The sequence below is a fragment of the Pseudomonas sp. Pse1 genome (genome assembly GCF_024519635.1).
GTDB lineage: Bacteria > Pseudomonadota > Gammaproteobacteria > Pseudomonadales > Pseudomonadaceae > Aquipseudomonas.
The window spans coordinates 20,716-36,023 of record NZ_JALJRO010000026.1; the positions used below are offsets into that span (position 1 = coordinate 20,716).

Here is a 15,308-nt window from a genome sequence, read left to right on the forward strand (position 1 = left end):
GTTTGTATACGGAGGCCATGGGGCAGGGCAGCGCCTCGATACTAACACGCAGATGTTGTCCTGCGACCTTCAGCGGCGCTCGATTTGGGGGGCTTTGTGTAAAGCAACAATGTCGTTGATCGGGTCGCCCTCAAAGGGGAAGTACCTGCGCACCATTGGGTCGTGCCCTGGGATCACGTGATCCGGCGAGTCTGCCAGGGAGAGTATTTTTTGATATCCATCGAGCATGTCGCCTACGTGGAAGACCACAGGGAATGGCGATTCTTCGATCATATTGTCGTAGTAGTGACTCGCGTCCGAGGCCAGGACCACCCAGCCGCGCGACGTATGGACCCGCACGGCCTGCAGTCCCTGGGTATGGCCGCCAATGTGGATCAGCTCAACGCCCGGAGTCAGTATTGTGCTGCCCTGATGAAAGACGACACGTTGCTGGTAGACGCCCCGTACGATATCGATCACATCATTCACATTGAAAGGGTGACGTAGGGGGGAGTAGCGCATGTAACGGCCTGTCGCGTAGTGCAGCTCCGATTCCTGGAGATGGAACCGGGCGTTCGGTAGCAAATCCACGTTGCCGGCATGATCGTAATGCATGTGGGTAAGGATGACTTCGCGTATGTCTTCGGGAGTTAAACCCAGTAGCTGTAATGCCTGAATTGGGCAGCGCAGCAGCGTTCGCCCGCGAGCATCAGCCGCAGCCTGATTAAAGCCGGTGTCCACCAGGTAGTGATTGGACGAGCCGCGAATTACCCAGACGAAATAGTCCATGGGCATCGGACCATCGTGTGGATCTGGAGCTATAAAGTTGTCGCGGCGCGAGCGCTCGAGATGTGCATAGCGCACGGCAAATATTTCGTACTCAGGCAGTGGGCGCATCATGTTGACCTCGGCTGCAGAGCAGATGGTTTGCTCCGCGTTTTGGCGATAGTGTTCTGCGTTTCGCGGACGCCTGCTTCAGCCGGATAATGGTTATGGTTATAGTCGCGAGCACGCAGTGGAAGTGCTCGCTGAGTGCTGCAATGTTGAGGAGTAGAAGTCCCGCCAGGCAACGCATGGCTGCGACGGGAGTATCAGCTGTCAGGAGTTTTGTGCTTCCCACGCGGCGATCGCTTCGCTGGCTACACGAAAGGCGGCCAAAGCCAGTGGCACGCCACAATAGATGGCAGCCTGCATCAGCACTGCACGAATTTCTTCTTTGGTCACGCCATTGGTCAAAGCACCTTTGACGTGTACGGACAGCTCGTGGTGTTGGCTCATCGCAGTCAACGCTGCAAGGTTTACGATGCTTCGAGTCTTGAACGACAGCGTGTCGTCGCCCCATACTTCGCCCCAGCAATACCTGGTCACCAGTTCCTGCATCGGCTTGTTGAATTCGTCAGCGCTGGCCCACGACTTTTCAACGTGTGCAGCACCCAGTACCGCCTTGCGATTGGCAAAGCCTTTCTCGAACGTTTCGTTACTCATCGTCATCTCTCCGTATAGTCAGACTGCAGAAACCTTAGGCACTTCGATCCCGGCCCATTGCTCGAGCACGCAGACCATTCGGGTAAAGTCGGAACTGTCACCGTAGGCAGCACGAGTCATATTGAGCATTTGGCGAACGGCACTGCCGACCGGCATTGGAATACCCATCGCCTCAGCTTCATCCAGGCACAAACGTGTGTCTTTCAAAGACAGAGCAGTCGTGAAACCGAAGTCGAAGGTGCGCGGCAGCACCGCTCGAGGAAGCTTGTCGACAGTGGCGCTATTACGACCACTGCCAGCATTGAAGACATCCAGCATTACTTGAGGGGCTAACCCGGCTTTGACGCCCATCACCAGTGCTTCGGAAGAAACCGCCAGCGCAGTGACCGAAACCAGGTTGTTGACGAGTTTCATCGTCTGCCCCAAACCTGCACCTTCTCCGCAGTAAATCGCTTTACCGAGCAGATGGAGCGTCTGGGCGATTTCATCAAATGCCGCGCCGGGGCCGGAGACCATTAGAGCCAGCGTGCCCTTTGCCGCACCCGCAGCACCGCCACTGACAGGGCAATCAAGGGCGATGATTTTGTGCGCTGCAAGTTGATTGGCTACCACCTTGGCGACCCGTGGGCCAGTGGTCGACAAGTCGATATAGACACGTACTTTTTTGCCTTCGACTACGCCATTTTCACCCAATGCGACTTTCTCGACGATTTCGGGGGTGGGCAGGCTTACAAATACGATTTCGGCCTTACTCGCCACATCCGCCGCTGACTCGGCACGCTGCGCTCCGAGTGTGGTCAGGCGATTTACCGCGTCGTTGTTCAGGTCAAACACCGTCAAGGCTAATCCGGCTTGGACAAGGCGCGTGGCCATGGGCTCACCCATGGTGCCGAGTCCGATAAAACCTATGTTCATAGTTGATGCTCTCTTTACCAGTGGTGAAGCAACTATTCAGGGGATGAGTCGCCTGTGTGCTCCTGTTCCGGTTTGCCACACGGCAACGGACACGGAGTAAGCGAGGTCATGGCCAGGGCATGTGATCTGGCGATTGGGCTGATTCGGGTTGTTTCGTTGCAAGTCGCATCGCACTTCTCAGCAATGTCATGCTGATCATGATTTCGTCGTCGCAGACTTCATGACTTCGCCCGGGGTAAACCTTCAGTTCGGCGTTGGCGCCCATGGCATTGAAGACTGCCAACGTTTGCCTGGTGCGGTCTAAAGGGACCCAGGGATCTTGATCTCCATTGCTGAGCAATACAGGCATTCCTTCAAGGCGACCGGTTGTATCCCAGCGGGTTTCCTCCGGTCCGATCAGTCCGCCGGTGTACGCCACCAATGCGGCGAAGCGTTGCTGTTTCCTGAAGACGTACTCGCACGCGAGACAGGCGCCTTGCGAGAAGCCCACGATCGCGATGTGTTCGTTTGCAATCCCGCGTTCATTGAGCTCGCTCAGCAACTGATCGAGTCGGTCCAGAGCGAAGTCCAGACGTGGTTGGTTATTCGCCAGCGGCTCCATGAACTGGTTGGGGTACCAGGAATTATCCGCGGCATCCAGCGCGATACATGGCATTTCCGAAAGGTTCAGTCGACTGGCGATAGTCAGCATGTCGCTGGATGACTGCGTTCTGCCGTGGATAAATATCGCCACCCAGCCGACGCTCTCAGGCGCTGGACCTGAGCAATGGACGGGTAATGCCAAGTGTGGGTTTGCGCTCATATCTCCCACCTCTATCAATACTTCAGTGGTTCGAGGTAGGCGATGATCTCTTGTGCCCTGGCCCCTAATTGGGGAGGGATCTGGATGGATTTACCGAGCGACTCGAAGGGCTCGTCAACGGTGAATCCGGCAGGCTTGGAAACAGTCGCTTCGAACAATGCTCCGCTGGGTGTGCGTACATAGACGGAGTCAAAGTATCCACGGTCTTTGCGGTCAGAGACATCGGTGTAGCCGAGGCCTTCCAGATGCAGCTTGACGTTACGTTGCACATCCAGGTCCGCCACCTCGAACGCGCAGTGGTGAACAGTACCTTCTCCGTATGCCCATGAACCTTGAGGCAGGTTCGGTTCAAGTTGGTAATCGATGACCGCACCGCTCCCACCGTTACCTACTTCAAAGCGTGTGAACTGTCCGTCCGTATTGGTCTTGGTGCCATTCCACCCGTAGTGCATGAATTCCGAAGAGTTCTCAAGGTCTCGTACAGACACCGTGATGCCGTGAGTTCCTCGGATGCCGAACCCGGAAGGCACAACACCATTTGAATAGGGCTTGCGATCATCATCTGCAATACCTACCAGCTCGTAACAAATTCCACAGGGGTGAGCGAAATGAAGAAGTTTCTCGCCGAAACGCTCCTGATACTCGGGTTTGAAACCGTGGCTTTCCAGATGCTTTGCCCAAAACACGAGTGATGACACCGGAACAGAAAGCGCTAGGGTCTTGATTTGTCCACTTCCCGGGCGTCCCTTTCGACCGGATTGGCGCATCGGAAAGCACGTCACCAGGGTACTCTCTTCGCCGATATCGTTTCCGTAGTAGAAGTGGTAGATCGGATCGTTACCGTCGTAGAGGCCGGTTTTCTTGACGCTCTTCAAACCCAGCACTTTTGTATGAAAGTCGTAGTCATCCTGAGCACTACCCACGTTAAGGGTGATGTGGTGATGGCGCAAAATATGGGGATTGAGTTCCATGTCGTCTCCTTTTTCGTTCTTCACGAGCGAGTTAATTATTGAGTTACCGATTACGGCCGAGTACCTGCCCAGGCGTTGGCCAGCAATTCGCCAATTGCTTTCGGCTCAATTGCACGTGGATTCCAATAGGGCGACGCGCAGGCAATATCGGTCGCTTTTGCAAGGTCGGATTGCTTCAATCCAAGCTCGGCAAGGCTGGTGGGAACTCCAAGACTTTTGGCTAAATCGAACAATCCGCGAGGTGCGTTATCGACACCCAGTGCTGCTGCAATTCGAGCCATGGCCGCAGGCGCGGCGTCGAAGTTGTAGGCGGTTGCATGGGGCAGCACTGCCGTGTGAGTTTGGGCATGCGGAAGGTTGAAGGTGCCGCCCAGCGTATGGCACAACTTGTGGTGAATGGACATGCCCACCGCACCAAGACATACGCCGCATGCCCACGCGCCGTACAGAGCATCCGAGCGCGCCTCTCGATCTTGCGGATTCTTGATGATGCGCGGCAGAGCCCGGGCAATCGCTGCAATGCCCTGTTCCGCGAGCATTGAAATCAGCGGATTGGCGTCTTTCGCGTAAAGCGCTTCTACAGCATGGGCGATTGCATTGAGCCCACTGGTGACGGTCATCTCAGCCGGTAGTCCGAGGGTTAAATCAACGTCATAGACGATGACTTCAGGCAGGACTTTCAGGGTCTTCTGAGTGGTTTTAATACCGTTTTCAGTTTGACCAATAATAGGCGTGGCTTCTGATCCGGCGTAGGTCGTCGGAATTACGATTTGCGGCACATCAGTGTGCAGCGCAATGGCTTTTGCAAGTCCGATTGTGGAGCCGCCACCCAGCGCTACTACGCAATCCGCCTCGGCCTCTCGAAAAATTTGCAGGGCATGGAGTGTGACATCAGTAGGCGTGTGCATCGTCGCATTCGCATAGACACCAACAGCCAGATCACCCAACTGCGCGGCCAAGTGTTCGGCTTGCGTCTGTTGCTCAGGCGTACTGAGCAACAGCGCGCGAGCACATCCCAGGCCCCGGATCTCGTCCCCAACCTGGCTCAAGGTGCCTGATCCAAAAATCACTCGCCCGGGCAGGGCATTGAAAACAAATGGTTGCATCCATCTCTCCGCAAAAATGGTATTCACCTCGGATTTTGAGGTGTTACGCGTCAATGCTGGGTGGACCGGAGCATGGAGATGACGGGGCGACCCCAGCCAAACTGTGGTCAGTTTGAGGGCATCGCCTAACTGTTGGAAAATCTGCGCTCCGGTCCGTGTCCAGTGTTTCTCTTATCCAGACTGGAGATTCATGCAGCAGAGCCAGGCAATCACCTATCAAAAGATAGTGCGGCGAATCATGAGTTAGCGCAGGGTTGTATAGGATGCCATCAGGGCCAGTCCTAGGGATTTCGGATGGCTTGGAGCAGGCCATCGGTTAGGCAAGTTCTCCGGGCTGTGACGCCAGGTGATACGCTGGCAGCAATATCAATTGTTAGAGCAGACGATAAATGAGGTCTGCATGTGCAACGACCTAAGGAGGCCGAGTTGAAAGATCGTAAAGATGCCACGGCGGTTTCGCCCATTCGAGAAGCGCAGGCGAGAATGACCAGGGATCGAATTGTAGAAGCGGCCTTTCAGGCATTCTCGGTCAAAGGGTATCAGGCGACATCCGCTACAGAGATCGCTTCTGCCGCAGGAGCCAGCAGAGCGACCTTCTATCTGCATTTTGCTACGAAGGCGGAAATCATCGTTGATGTGATCGAGCGAAACCAGACTGAGCTGTTCCAGCGCTATACGCTTTTTGCCAGAGAGTGCTGCGGCACGGAGAGAGATATCTGCGTTTGGCTGATGGGGAACATCGAGAGGTGGAAGGGCGAGAGCCTTCACTACCAAGCCATGGAGCAGGCTGTTGCCACTGAGCCCAAGGTCGCGCAGCGATGGATCGATAGCATCAGTGAAGCCGCTACTCGATTCACACGCGAGCTTGATCCAGCATCCAGCGCGGACCATTTCAACGACAATCATCGCGCAGTATTGGCGTTGATGATTCAGTTCGAGAGGGTGATGTTTTTTTCGGTTGTCGGCAATCTGCTCGACGTAGAGCCCTTCTGTCGCGTCCTGGCCGCCCAGTGGTGGGCCGTCCTTTCCCGCATCCGCGGATAATTTTCTATCGCATCCTTGGCTCGGAGACACCGTTTGTCAGCGGGGAGAAAATTTCGCCTAAAATAGACATCTGTCTACTCAGTTGTCTATTGACAAGTGGAGTTGCCTGAAACAACATGAATTCAATCCCAAAACAACTCCAATCAGAGGATTAATCATGTTTCAACTGAACGCGTGGTACGTCGCCTGTACCCCTGATGAGTTGGTCGAGAAACCCCTTGGCAGGCAAATCTGCGGCAAGAAGATGGTGTTCTTCCGTAGCGCTGATGACCTTGTATGCGCCTTGGAAGATTTTTGCCCGCATCGCGGGGCTCCACTCTCTCTGGGGTATGTCGAAAACGGTAATCTGGTTTGCGGCTATCACGGTCTCGCTATGGGCTGCGATGGACATACCGCTTCCATGCCCGGGCAGCGGGTCGGTGGTTTCCCCTGCATTCAAAAGTTCGCTGCGGTTGAGCGCTACGGTTTCATCTGGGTATGGCCAGGTGATCAATCATTGGCCAACGCCGACGAAATTCATCATCTTGAATGGGCGCAAAATCCAGAGTGGGCTTACGGCGGCGGTCTGTATCACATCGCCTGTGATTATAAACTCATGATTGATAACCTCATGGATTTGACCCATGAGACTTATGTTCACGCCTCCAGCATCGGACAGAAAGAGATTGATGAGGTCCCTTGCAGTACGTCCGTCAATGGCAATGAAGTTGTGACGGAGCGGCACATGCACGGCATTATCGCGCCGCCATTCTGGAAGATGGCGCTTCGGGGTAATGATCTGGATGAAAACGCCCTGGTCGATCGTTGGCAGATCTGCCGATTTACCCCTCCGAGTCACGTGCTCATCGAAGTGGGTGTTGCCCTTGAAGGAAAGGGGGGAGTTCATGCGTTACCTGAACACAAAGCCTCTTCCATTGTGGTGGACTTTATCACTCCGGAAACCGAGACCTCTATTTGGTACTTCTGGGGCATGGCTCGCAATTTCAAACCAGGCGATCATGAGCTGACGGATACCATCCGTGAAGGTCAGGGGAAAATTTTCTCCGAAGATCTGGATATGCTCGAACAACAGCAGAAGAATCTGTTGCTGTATCCGCAGCGCGCACTGCTTAAACTTAATATTGACTCGGGCGGTGTTCAATCGCGGCGAGTGATAGATCGCCTTGTTTCCGCAGAACTCAGTTAATTAAGTAAAACACTTCCGTGACATGATTTGCGTCGTTGCCTACTGTCTGTGGGTGGGTGTCACCTTTTTGAAATTGCAGGAGATCTGGCCGTGATAAGTGTCAGGATTGCCGACCGTAAGTGCGAAGCCCATAATATTTTCAGTTTTGAACTGGTGTCTGCCAGTGGAGAGGCGTTGCCACCTTTTAGCGCAGGCTCTCATATCGACGTCCATCTTCCCAATGGATTGATTCGGCAGTACTCATTGTTCAATAGTTCGCAAGCTGATCACAGCTATAAAATTGCCGTCTTGCTGGCCCCCGAAGGTCGCGGTGGCTCTAGCGCAATGCATCAGTTACAAATTGGCCAGGAACTAAAGATCAGCCAACCCCGAAACCTGTTTCCTTTAAGCCATGAGGCGAGGAGGACCCTGTTGTTCGCTGGAGGCATCGGTATCACGCCGATACTTAGCATGGCTGAGAGACTGTCTCAGATAGGTACCGAATTCGAACTACACTATTACAGTCGATCCTCGGAACATGCTGCATTTGCAGAGCAGCTAAAAAATTGCAGTTTCTCTGATCGGGTCAACCTGTATTTTGACTCAGAGCCGGATACTAAACCTGACCTGGCCTCGATGCTGGCAAACCGAGCCCTCGATGAACATCTCTTCGTCTGCGGCCCCACCGGTTTCATGGACTTCGTCCTGGATACTGCCCGTACTGCAGGCTGGGGAGAGGCCCGACTGCATAGAGAATATTTTGCCAACGAGGCCGCTGATACTGATTCAAATCAAGCTTTTGAAATCACCATTGCCAGTACCCAACAGGTATTCAATGTACCTGCAGAGCGCAGCATCCTGCAGGTGCTGATGGAGAACGACATTGAAATCCCTTACTCCTGTGAGCAGGGTGTATGTGGAACCTGTCTTGTGCGGGTGCTGGAAGGCACGCCGGATCATCGTGACCTTTATCTTTCGGCTAGCGAGAGAAGTGCGAATGATCAGATTCTGACATGTTGTTCCCGAGCGCATGGGAAAAAGCTCGTGCTGGATATTTGATCGTCCCCCGTATCTATTGTTGGCTGTCGCCGGAAACGCAAGATTGTTGAAAGTTAAATAAAGTTACGCTCGATCGTGATCGGAATGCGTAACTCAGGCCTGTGCGCACCTGCGCGAATAAAATAACTATAGAGGTTTCCATGAAACTTGAAGGGAAAGTCGCTTTTGTTACCGGTGCCGCATCGGGTATTGGTGCCGCAACGGTTGAGCTTTTTGTATCAGAGGGTGCTACTGTCATTGCCGCAGATCTGTCCCTGGCAAAGTTGACCGACAGGTTTCAAGATCCACGGATTGAGTGCGTGGAGTTGGACGTGAGTAATAGTCAGCTCGTCAACACGGTGTTTTCCAGCGTCAATAAAAAGTACGGCAAGCTCGATATTCTGATTAACGCTGCCGGCATCAATGCGCCGACCAAGGAAGCGAACGATAAGTTGGTGAAAGCCAATATCAGCGCTTTTGACGCCGCTGCTCGAGGTGAGCGATTTCTCCCTGCGTTTCTCGAAGATACGACAGATGAAGAGTTCGCTAAAGTCCTGGCTGTCAACCTGGCCGGTACTTTTTATTGCCTGAGAGCAGCCGCGCCCCTCCTGAAAAAAGCCGGCGGCGGGTCGGTAGTCAATATCTCGAGCGTGGCCGCTCTGGTCGGCGTGCCCATGCCTCTTTATTACCCAGCTTCAAAGGCCGCTGTCCTTGGCATGACCCGTTCAGCTGCCGGCGAGTTGGCACCTCACAACATTCGTGTCAATGCGGTAGCCCCTGGGGCCGTCGATACCCCGCTGCTGAGTTCACAGCCTCCGGAAATCATGGAGAAAATCATCGCAATGCAACCTATCCCAAGAGCCGCACAGCCATCCGAAATCGCCCAAACGTTGCTGTTTCTCGCCAGTGACGATGGCGCGTATTACACGGGGCAAACGCTCTGCCCATCCGGCGGCATTTACATGTAATCAAACTCTTGGGTAGGAATAGTCACATGCCAAACAACAATAAATGTTTTGACCCTGCTGCTTTGCAACGCCTGGACGATGCCATCAAGAATGATATCGAGGCGGGGTTGTACGACGGCGCCAATATAATCCTGGCACGCCATGGTCAGATTGGCTATGAAGCCTCCATTGGCTGGGCCGATAAAGAGAACGGTCGACATGCCACGCCGGATGATATTTATCGGGTGTTTTCCCTCACCAAGGCGTTTACCAATGTCATGGTGCTTCAGGCCATCGACCGGGGCATCTTGTCACTGACCACCAAGGTCGTCGACTTGATTCCCGAGTTCTATGGCCGGGATCGATTCCGCAGTGGGCGCAAAGACAGAATCAACCTGGCGCATCTGCTCACTCATCGTGCTGGCCTGGTTCCGACGCCTTGCCCGCTTCCCTACGACCAACTGGGCGATATGAATGCCGTGGTTGATGCAATCTGTCAGCTGGATGTGACAGGTGAACCCGGGGTAACGCTCAATTATTCCCCGACGCTGAACCACGTACTGATGGCTGAAATGGTTCGGCGCGCCAGTGGCGCAAATCGGTTCAAAGATCTACTGCAGAACAATCTCTTCGATTCCCTGGGAATGTCCAGTACCGCTCTGGGGGCTCCTGATGCGTGGAGCGATCGGTATGTCCCGATCAGAGCCAGGTTTCCCGATGGTGGTTGGCTCTCGGTGGCAGATATCGAGGTGATGAACGACATTATCAACAGTGAGGCTGAGATGCCTTGGGTTGGAGCGGTATCAACCGCCAGAGATGTATTCAAGTTTGCCGAAATGCTGCGCTCCGCCGTCAAAGGCGCTGAGGGCACGATCATAAGCTCGGCGATGATGGACGTCGCAACGACCAATCAGACGGGTGACCAGCCAAGCGACCTCTATAAAGCGCTGGCGGAAGCACGGGGTTGGGAAGTACCTCCTGCCAACTTCGGCTTGGGGTTTGCACTTTCAGGATCCGGTCTCTATCCGTCCTATTTTGGACCCACTACCAGCCCCCGGACATTCGGAAACTACGGTGCTGGCTCCACGCTTTTCTGGGTTGATCCGGCACGGGAAGTCACCTTCGTATGCCTGACCGCCGGGATCATGGAGGAAAGCGGAAATCTTCTGAGATTTCAGCGCCTTTCAACCTTGGCTATCGCTGCAGCCATCTAATACCTCTCTCCAGTTTTCCTCAAGGCAGGAGCCCCACCATGAGTCGTTGCCCTTTTAATCACTCCGCCCCGGCAGAGTTCGACCTCTTCAGCAATTTCTATTTGAATGATCCTGCAGCTGTGTTCCCGGGCGCCAGGGAAAATACCCCGGTGTTTTGGTATGAGCCCATAGGCGCTTGGATCATTACCCGTCGTGCCGACGTTGACGCAGCTCTGATGGATTGGGAACTGTGGTCATGCAAGTCCAACGGCGCGTTCATTGAGATCCCGGCTGAGTACTCTTCTATCGTGAGTTCCGAGCTTATGAGCGAGATCATGATCAGCATGGACCCGCCCAAGCATACGGCCGCTCGCAAAGTAGCTCAGAAGGGTTTTCTCAAGCCCAATATCGCCAAACTCGCACCGGAAATTGAGGTTCGTGCCAACAAAATTCTCGACAAGCTGGCGCCGGCTGGCGCTGCAGAGTTCATGGAGAGCTATTGTCTTGAATTGACCACTCAAACCTTGATGGCGCTCTTGGCACTCCCTCCAGAAGATGAAGGTTTCATCCGCCAACTGCGAGACGATCATTTCCGGGTTCTCGCCAGTGGTCGCGAACCGATACCTGAACCGGAGCGTTCAACCGTCTGGCAGCGCTACGCAGCAGCACAACTTCATCTGCGCAAACTCGTCGACGAGCGACGGGAAAGTAAAGAGAGCGACATCATTTCCATTATGGCGAGCGCGCGCGAGTCTGATGGGTCGTATGCGCTTTCCAAAGAGCGCATCGCAATGCACCTGACGGAATTTGCTGCGGCGGGAACAGATACCACTGCTCAGGCGATGGCAAACGGGATCACGTTTTTATCTCAGCACCCGGATCAGCTGGCCGATGCACTTGCTGATGCCTCCCTGTGGCCGAAGGTCTTCGAAGAAACGGTTCGACGCAGGCCATCCGCTCCGTTCTCTTCGCGTGTTGCGACTAGGGACACCGAAGTGGCTGGGGTGAAAATCAAACAAGGAGATTTCGTGTGGCTTGCGTTGGTGAGCGCAAACACCGATCCGGCCGGCGTAGTCGACCCGATGGCTTTCAATATCCATCGCGAAGTGTTAGATGAGCAGAGCCACTACGCCTTCACCAAAGGACGCCACACATGCCTGGGTGCACCTCTTGGGCGCCTCCAGGGAACGATAGGCTTGCGCGTTGCCTATGAACGTCTGAAGTCGCTCAGGACCAAGCCTGATCAGGCACTGGACTTTCTGCCGCTGGCACTGCTGCCGATTCGTCGTTCCCTCCAAGTCCAATGGGATGCCGCATAAGGGACCTATCGGTAAAGAATGCTCTCGCAGGCCCGAATACCAAGATAACCGTGGGGTTCGGTGACCTGCGCAATCAAGAGTACGTGTACCTCTAATAATAATAGTCCGGAGTCACTTATGTACTGCGTCGTGCGAATTTCAAAAATTTCATCCGTTGCTGCAATATTGATTATTTCATTAAATGTGAAGGCCGCAGAATCCATCTCCCCCGCAGGGCCTATCGGAGGAACCGATATACGATCGGCATTACTTCCTCCGCCGGGCAACTACGGTGCTGCTGTCGCCGGGGGTATGAATATTGATAAGTGGTACTCGTCCGACGGCGAGTCAATGGATGCGGATGGGCATGTTTACTTTGCGGGTACAGGTTTGCTGCACGTCTATGAGCAGACCTTGCTGTCTGGGACTATCGCTTCCAGTCTCTACCTGGGTGCGCTGGAAACGTGCTTCGGTATTTCCAAAGTGTCCTGTGACTCAGGTATTCAAGACATCTACTCTGATGTATTCGCCTGGAGTCTGTTCAACCCGGCGAAAAATTTTTCACCGGATAGCCCCATACCCTATGGCACAGCGTATTGGGTCGGACTGGGCTTGAATATTCCAACCGGAGATTTCAAGAAGGACCGAGTGCCCAACGTAGGTTCCAATTTTTACACGATCTCGCCAAACGTAGGCATCACACATACCATGCCCAGCATTTTGCCCAAAGGGGCAGGGGACGCTACAGAGCTAAGTGCGAGGCTCTTCTTCAATTACTATACGGAGAATCCTGATACTGATTACCAGTCGGGCTATGTCGTAAGCCTGGATTTTGCGGGCACTCAACGTAGTGGGCCATGGCAATACGGTATTACGGGGACCGCCTATAAGCAGCTCAATGATGACACGCTGAATGGCGAGAATTTGGGCAATGGCGGCAATCGTGCTGCGTTACTCAGTGTGGGTCCCTTGCTTGCCTATGATTTCAACATTGATGGTAAACCATACAATTTGATGGCCAAGTTCCTCACCTCGGCGTGGGGAGAAAATACCACCGGGGTAAGTGGTCTAACACTTCGTTTGGCAACCGAACTTTAAAAGATTATCCGGTCGGTAGGGATATGGGGCTCAGGCAGCTATCCCATCGTCCGACGGCGATATCATTCTTGCAGAGTCCTTGATCCGACACGCCCACCTGATGCTTCCCGCTGCCAGCCACCCCCCAATGCCTTGAACGTGGCCACTGCCGCACGAGCTGACGCGGTTTGTGCCTGGGCCTTGGCATCGGAAGCCGCGAGAAGATGTTCGTCCGCATCCAGCACTTCGATCAGGCTGACCACGCCTTTTTCATAGGCGATAAACGAGGTCGCTCGGGCTTTCCCATACGCCGACTCACCCAGGGCGAGTTGGGCTGATTGTTGCTCGCTGTGGATCAGCGCGGAAAAAGCGCTTTCAACCTCTTCGCAGGCCCGCAGGACGGATTGCCGGTAAGCGGCCAGGGCCTCGGCTTCCTGACCTTTTGCCAAATCAATCTGCGCATTGATGCGGCCAAAATCGAACAGCCTCCAACGCAACCCAAGGACCGCCGAAGCCTGGCTGGCGCCGTTGCTGAACAGGTTCGCGGTGGATACCGAGGTGGCACTGCCGAGCAGCGCGCCCACAGACAGCTTGGGGTAGTACTCGGACATGGCTTCGCCGATGCGTGCGTTGGAGGCCGCCAGGCGCCGCTCGGCGACGATCAGGTCCGGGCGCCGGCGCAGCAGGTCTTGCGGAGCACCCATGTCCGAGAGGCCGGGCACATTGGGGATCGGTGCGGGTTGGGTCAGTTGCGCGCGGTAAGTTCCCGGGGCCTTGCCCAGCATCACGTCCAGCGCATTCAAGGCTGCGTCGAGGCCTGTTTGCAGGACCGGAATCGTCGCCTGCGCCTGATTCAGCGCGCCCTGGGTCTGGTTCAATTGCAGTTCGGCTGCCAGGCCTTTTGCGTAGAGGTGTTCGATGGTGGTGAGCAGTTGTTGTCGTGTGTCGACTTGATGCCGGGCTATTTCCAGGCGTGCCTGAAGGCCACGGATACTGAGGTAGAGATCGGCTGTCTGGGCCACCACGGCCAGGCGTGTCGCAACCGCTCCGGCTTGCGAGGCCTGGTAATCGGCGAAGGCGGCTTCCTGGCCTCGGCGCAATCCGCCAAATACATCCAGCTCCCAGCTGGCATTCAGATTCGCCTCATACGCACTGCCGTAGCGATTGTAAGAAGGATCGGAATTCAGCACCTGACCCAACGGCGTTTCCAGCGACTGGCGGGCCCGGGCCGCTTGCCCGTTGACGCTGGCCGACGGCAGCAGGGCCGCGTCAGCGGCGCCCAGACCGGCGCGAGCCTGCTCAATCCTGGCGCTCGCCTGGGCCAGATCGAGGTTCTGTTGCAGTGCCAGATTGACCAGCTGACTGAGCATCGGGTCATTGAATGCACTCCACCAGGCCGCGAGATCTGCCTCTGCGGCGCCCACCTGGCGTACCGTTTGTGCTGAGAAATGCTCAGGCAATGCCACACTGGGTGCCGAGTAGTCGGGGCCAACCGTGCAGCCGGCAACCATGCCCAGACACAGCAGGATGGCAAAACGAGGAGGAGGGTGCATGGGATACCTGCGAGACGGTTGGTTTGTGACGATATTACGAATTGGTCACAAGTTGTCAACCTCCTTTGGGATGAGTAAGCTGCTCCCATGAATCAGCCATCAGTTCCTTCGCCCAGCACCCGTGGCCCAGCCGATCACGACATTCGAGACCAGATTGTCGCGGCGGCCAACGAGCATTTCAGTCAGTACGGTTATGGCAAAACCACGGTTTCCGACCTGGCCAAGGCCATCGGCTTCTCCAAGGCGTACATCTACAAGTTCTTTGAATCCAAGCAGGCGATTGGTGAAGCAATCTGCAGCAACTGCCTGAGTCAAATCGTGGCGGCCGTTGAGCAGGCGATCAGTGTGGAGGGTATTTCGGCCACTGAACGCTTTCGGCGCCTGGTCAAAACCGTGATCGCAACCGGTGTGAGCCTGTTCTTCAACGACCGCAAACTCTATGACATCGCGGCGTTTTCAGCGTCGGAGAGCTGGCCCAGCTCGCAAGTCTATGACGCCCGGATCAAAGGCTTCATTCTGCAAATCGTGCGTGAGGGGCGAGAGCTCGGCGAGTTTGAACGCAAGACGCCGCTGGACGAAACGGTCGAGGCCATTCATCTCGCGCTGCGACCCTTCGTCAATCCTCTGCTGTTGCAGCACAACCTCGATTTTGTTGAAGAAGCCCCGTCTCTCATCTCCAATCTTGTACTGCGCAGCCTGATGCCTTGAACCTCTGCTGACGGATGCGCTGCGCAT

The 15,308-nt window shown here is 54.9% G+C and carries 15 protein-coding genes; 8 read left to right on the top strand and 7 right to left on the bottom strand.

What is annotated here, in order from left to right; translation table 11 throughout:
* Window positions 1-69: 69 nt before the first annotated feature.
* The 6 genes from NR126_RS25805 to NR126_RS25830 all read right to left on the bottom strand — a co-directional run bounded on the left by NR126_RS25805 (window position 70) and on the right by NR126_RS25830 (window position 5,258).
* The gene (locus tag NR126_RS25805; protein WP_105755705.1) at window positions 70-879 is read right to left on the bottom strand and encodes an N-acyl homoserine lactonase family protein; all 810 of its coding nucleotides are present in this window, start codon (window positions 877-879) and stop codon (window positions 70-72) included.
* A gap of 198 nt (window positions 880-1,077) precedes the next feature.
* Window positions 1,078-1,464: a carboxymuconolactone decarboxylase family protein gene (locus NR126_RS25810; RefSeq protein ID WP_105755704.1), complete on the bottom strand. Its 387-nt coding sequence runs from the start codon at window positions 1,462-1,464 to the stop codon at window positions 1,078-1,080.
* A gap of 18 nt (window positions 1,465-1,482) precedes the next feature.
* Complete coding sequence (locus tag NR126_RS25815; protein ID WP_256832257.1) at window positions 1,483-2,379, bottom strand: NAD(P)-dependent oxidoreductase; 897 nt, start codon at window positions 2,377-2,379, stop codon at window positions 1,483-1,485.
* 106 nt (window positions 2,380-2,485) lie between these two features.
* Entirely contained in the window at window positions 2,486-3,181 is a 696-nt protein-coding gene (locus tag NR126_RS25820) for an alpha/beta hydrolase (RefSeq protein ID WP_105755702.1), read from the bottom strand.
* 14 nt (window positions 3,182-3,195) lie between these two features.
* Entirely contained in the window at window positions 3,196-4,152 is a 957-nt protein-coding gene (locus NR126_RS25825; RefSeq protein WP_105755701.1) for a VOC family protein, read from the bottom strand.
* 50 nt (window positions 4,153-4,202) lie between these two features.
* Window positions 4,203-5,258, bottom strand: coding sequence for a maleylacetate reductase (locus NR126_RS25830; RefSeq protein ID WP_105755700.1), 1,056 nt, complete (start codon window positions 5,256-5,258; stop codon window positions 4,203-4,205).
* Between the two features lie 426 nt (window positions 5,259-5,684).
* Here NR126_RS25830 and NR126_RS25835 point away from each other — a divergent pair, with 426 nt between their 5' ends.
* The 7 genes from NR126_RS25835 (at window position 5,685) to NR126_RS25865 (ending at window position 13,041) form a co-directional block, all read left to right on the top strand.
* Complete coding sequence (locus NR126_RS25835; RefSeq protein ID WP_256832269.1) at window positions 5,685-6,302, top strand: TetR/AcrR family transcriptional regulator; 618 nt, start codon at window positions 5,685-5,687, stop codon at window positions 6,300-6,302.
* Window positions 6,303-6,459: 157 nt separating this feature from the next.
* Entirely contained in the window at window positions 6,460-7,488 is a 1,029-nt protein-coding gene (locus NR126_RS25840; RefSeq protein WP_105755698.1) for an aromatic ring-hydroxylating dioxygenase subunit alpha, read from the top strand.
* A 90-nt stretch (window positions 7,489-7,578) separates the two neighbouring features.
* The gene (locus tag NR126_RS25845) at window positions 7,579-8,526 is read left to right on the top strand and encodes a PDR/VanB family oxidoreductase (protein WP_256832272.1); all 948 of its coding nucleotides are present in this window, start codon (window positions 7,579-7,581) and stop codon (window positions 8,524-8,526) included.
* Between the two features lie 140 nt (window positions 8,527-8,666).
* Complete coding sequence (locus NR126_RS25850) at window positions 8,667-9,473, top strand: SDR family NAD(P)-dependent oxidoreductase (RefSeq protein WP_105755696.1); 807 nt, start codon at window positions 8,667-8,669, stop codon at window positions 9,471-9,473.
* Between the two features lie 26 nt (window positions 9,474-9,499).
* Window positions 9,500-10,666 carry a serine hydrolase gene (locus NR126_RS25855; protein WP_105755695.1) on the top strand — a complete coding sequence of 389 codons (1,167 nt, stop codon included), beginning with the start codon at window positions 9,500-9,502 and terminating at the stop codon, window positions 10,664-10,666.
* A 38-nt stretch (window positions 10,667-10,704) separates the two neighbouring features.
* Complete coding sequence (locus NR126_RS25860) at window positions 10,705-11,964, top strand: cytochrome P450 (RefSeq protein WP_105755694.1); 1,260 nt, start codon at window positions 10,705-10,707, stop codon at window positions 11,962-11,964.
* Window positions 11,965-12,081: 117 nt separating this feature from the next.
* Window positions 12,082-13,041 carry a transporter gene (locus NR126_RS25865; protein WP_105755693.1) on the top strand — a complete coding sequence of 320 codons (960 nt, stop codon included), beginning with the start codon at window positions 12,082-12,084 and terminating at the stop codon, window positions 13,039-13,041.
* A 62-nt stretch (window positions 13,042-13,103) separates the two neighbouring features.
* Here NR126_RS25865 and NR126_RS25870 read toward each other — a convergent pair whose 3' ends face one another.
* Window positions 13,104-14,573 carry an efflux transporter outer membrane subunit gene (locus NR126_RS25870; RefSeq protein ID WP_105755692.1) on the bottom strand — a complete coding sequence of 490 codons (1,470 nt, stop codon included), beginning with the start codon at window positions 14,571-14,573 and terminating at the stop codon, window positions 13,104-13,106.
* A gap of 87 nt (window positions 14,574-14,660) precedes the next feature.
* Between NR126_RS25870 and NR126_RS25875 the strand changes: the two genes are divergently transcribed.
* Complete coding sequence (locus NR126_RS25875; RefSeq protein ID WP_027620484.1) at window positions 14,661-15,281, top strand: TetR/AcrR family transcriptional regulator; 621 nt, start codon at window positions 14,661-14,663, stop codon at window positions 15,279-15,281.
* Window positions 15,282-15,308: the final 27 nt, after the last annotated feature.

Bases quoted from the DNA above. Each gene is read 5' to 3' on its own strand.
- NR126_RS25805 (WP_105755705.1), bottom strand. From the start codon at position 879: ATGATGCGCCCACTGCCTGAGTACGAAATATTTGCCGTGCGCTATGCA.
- NR126_RS25810 (WP_105755704.1), bottom strand. From the start codon at position 1,464: ATGAGTAACGAAACGTTCGAGAAAGGCTTTGCCAATCGCAAGGCGGTA.
- NR126_RS25815 (WP_256832257.1), bottom strand. From the start codon at position 2,379: ATGAACATAGGTTTTATCGGACTCGGCACCATGGGTGAGCCCATGGCC.
- NR126_RS25820 (WP_105755702.1), bottom strand. From the start codon at position 3,181: ATGAGCGCAAACCCACACTTGGCATTACCCGTCCATTGCTCAGGTCCA.
- NR126_RS25825 (WP_105755701.1), bottom strand. From the start codon at position 4,152: ATGGAACTCAATCCCCATATTTTGCGCCATCACCACATCACCCTTAAC.
- NR126_RS25830 (WP_105755700.1), bottom strand. From the start codon at position 5,258: ATGCAACCATTTGTTTTCAATGCCCTGCCCGGGCGAGTGATTTTTGGA.
- NR126_RS25840 (WP_105755698.1), top strand. From the start codon at position 6,460: ATGTTTCAACTGAACGCGTGGTACGTCGCCTGTACCCCTGATGAGTTG.
- NR126_RS25850 (WP_105755696.1), top strand. From the start codon at position 8,667: ATGAAACTTGAAGGGAAAGTCGCTTTTGTTACCGGTGCCGCATCGGGT.
- NR126_RS25855 (WP_105755695.1), top strand. From the start codon at position 9,500: ATGCCAAACAACAATAAATGTTTTGACCCTGCTGCTTTGCAACGCCTG.
- NR126_RS25860 (WP_105755694.1), top strand. From the start codon at position 10,705: ATGAGTCGTTGCCCTTTTAATCACTCCGCCCCGGCAGAGTTCGACCTC.
- NR126_RS25865 (WP_105755693.1), top strand. From the start codon at position 12,082: ATGTACTGCGTCGTGCGAATTTCAAAAATTTCATCCGTTGCTGCAATA.
- NR126_RS25870 (WP_105755692.1), bottom strand. From the start codon at position 14,573: ATGCACCCTCCTCCTCGTTTTGCCATCCTGCTGTGTCTGGGCATGGTT.
- NR126_RS25875 (WP_027620484.1), top strand. From the start codon at position 14,661: ATGAATCAGCCATCAGTTCCTTCGCCCAGCACCCGTGGCCCAGCCGAT.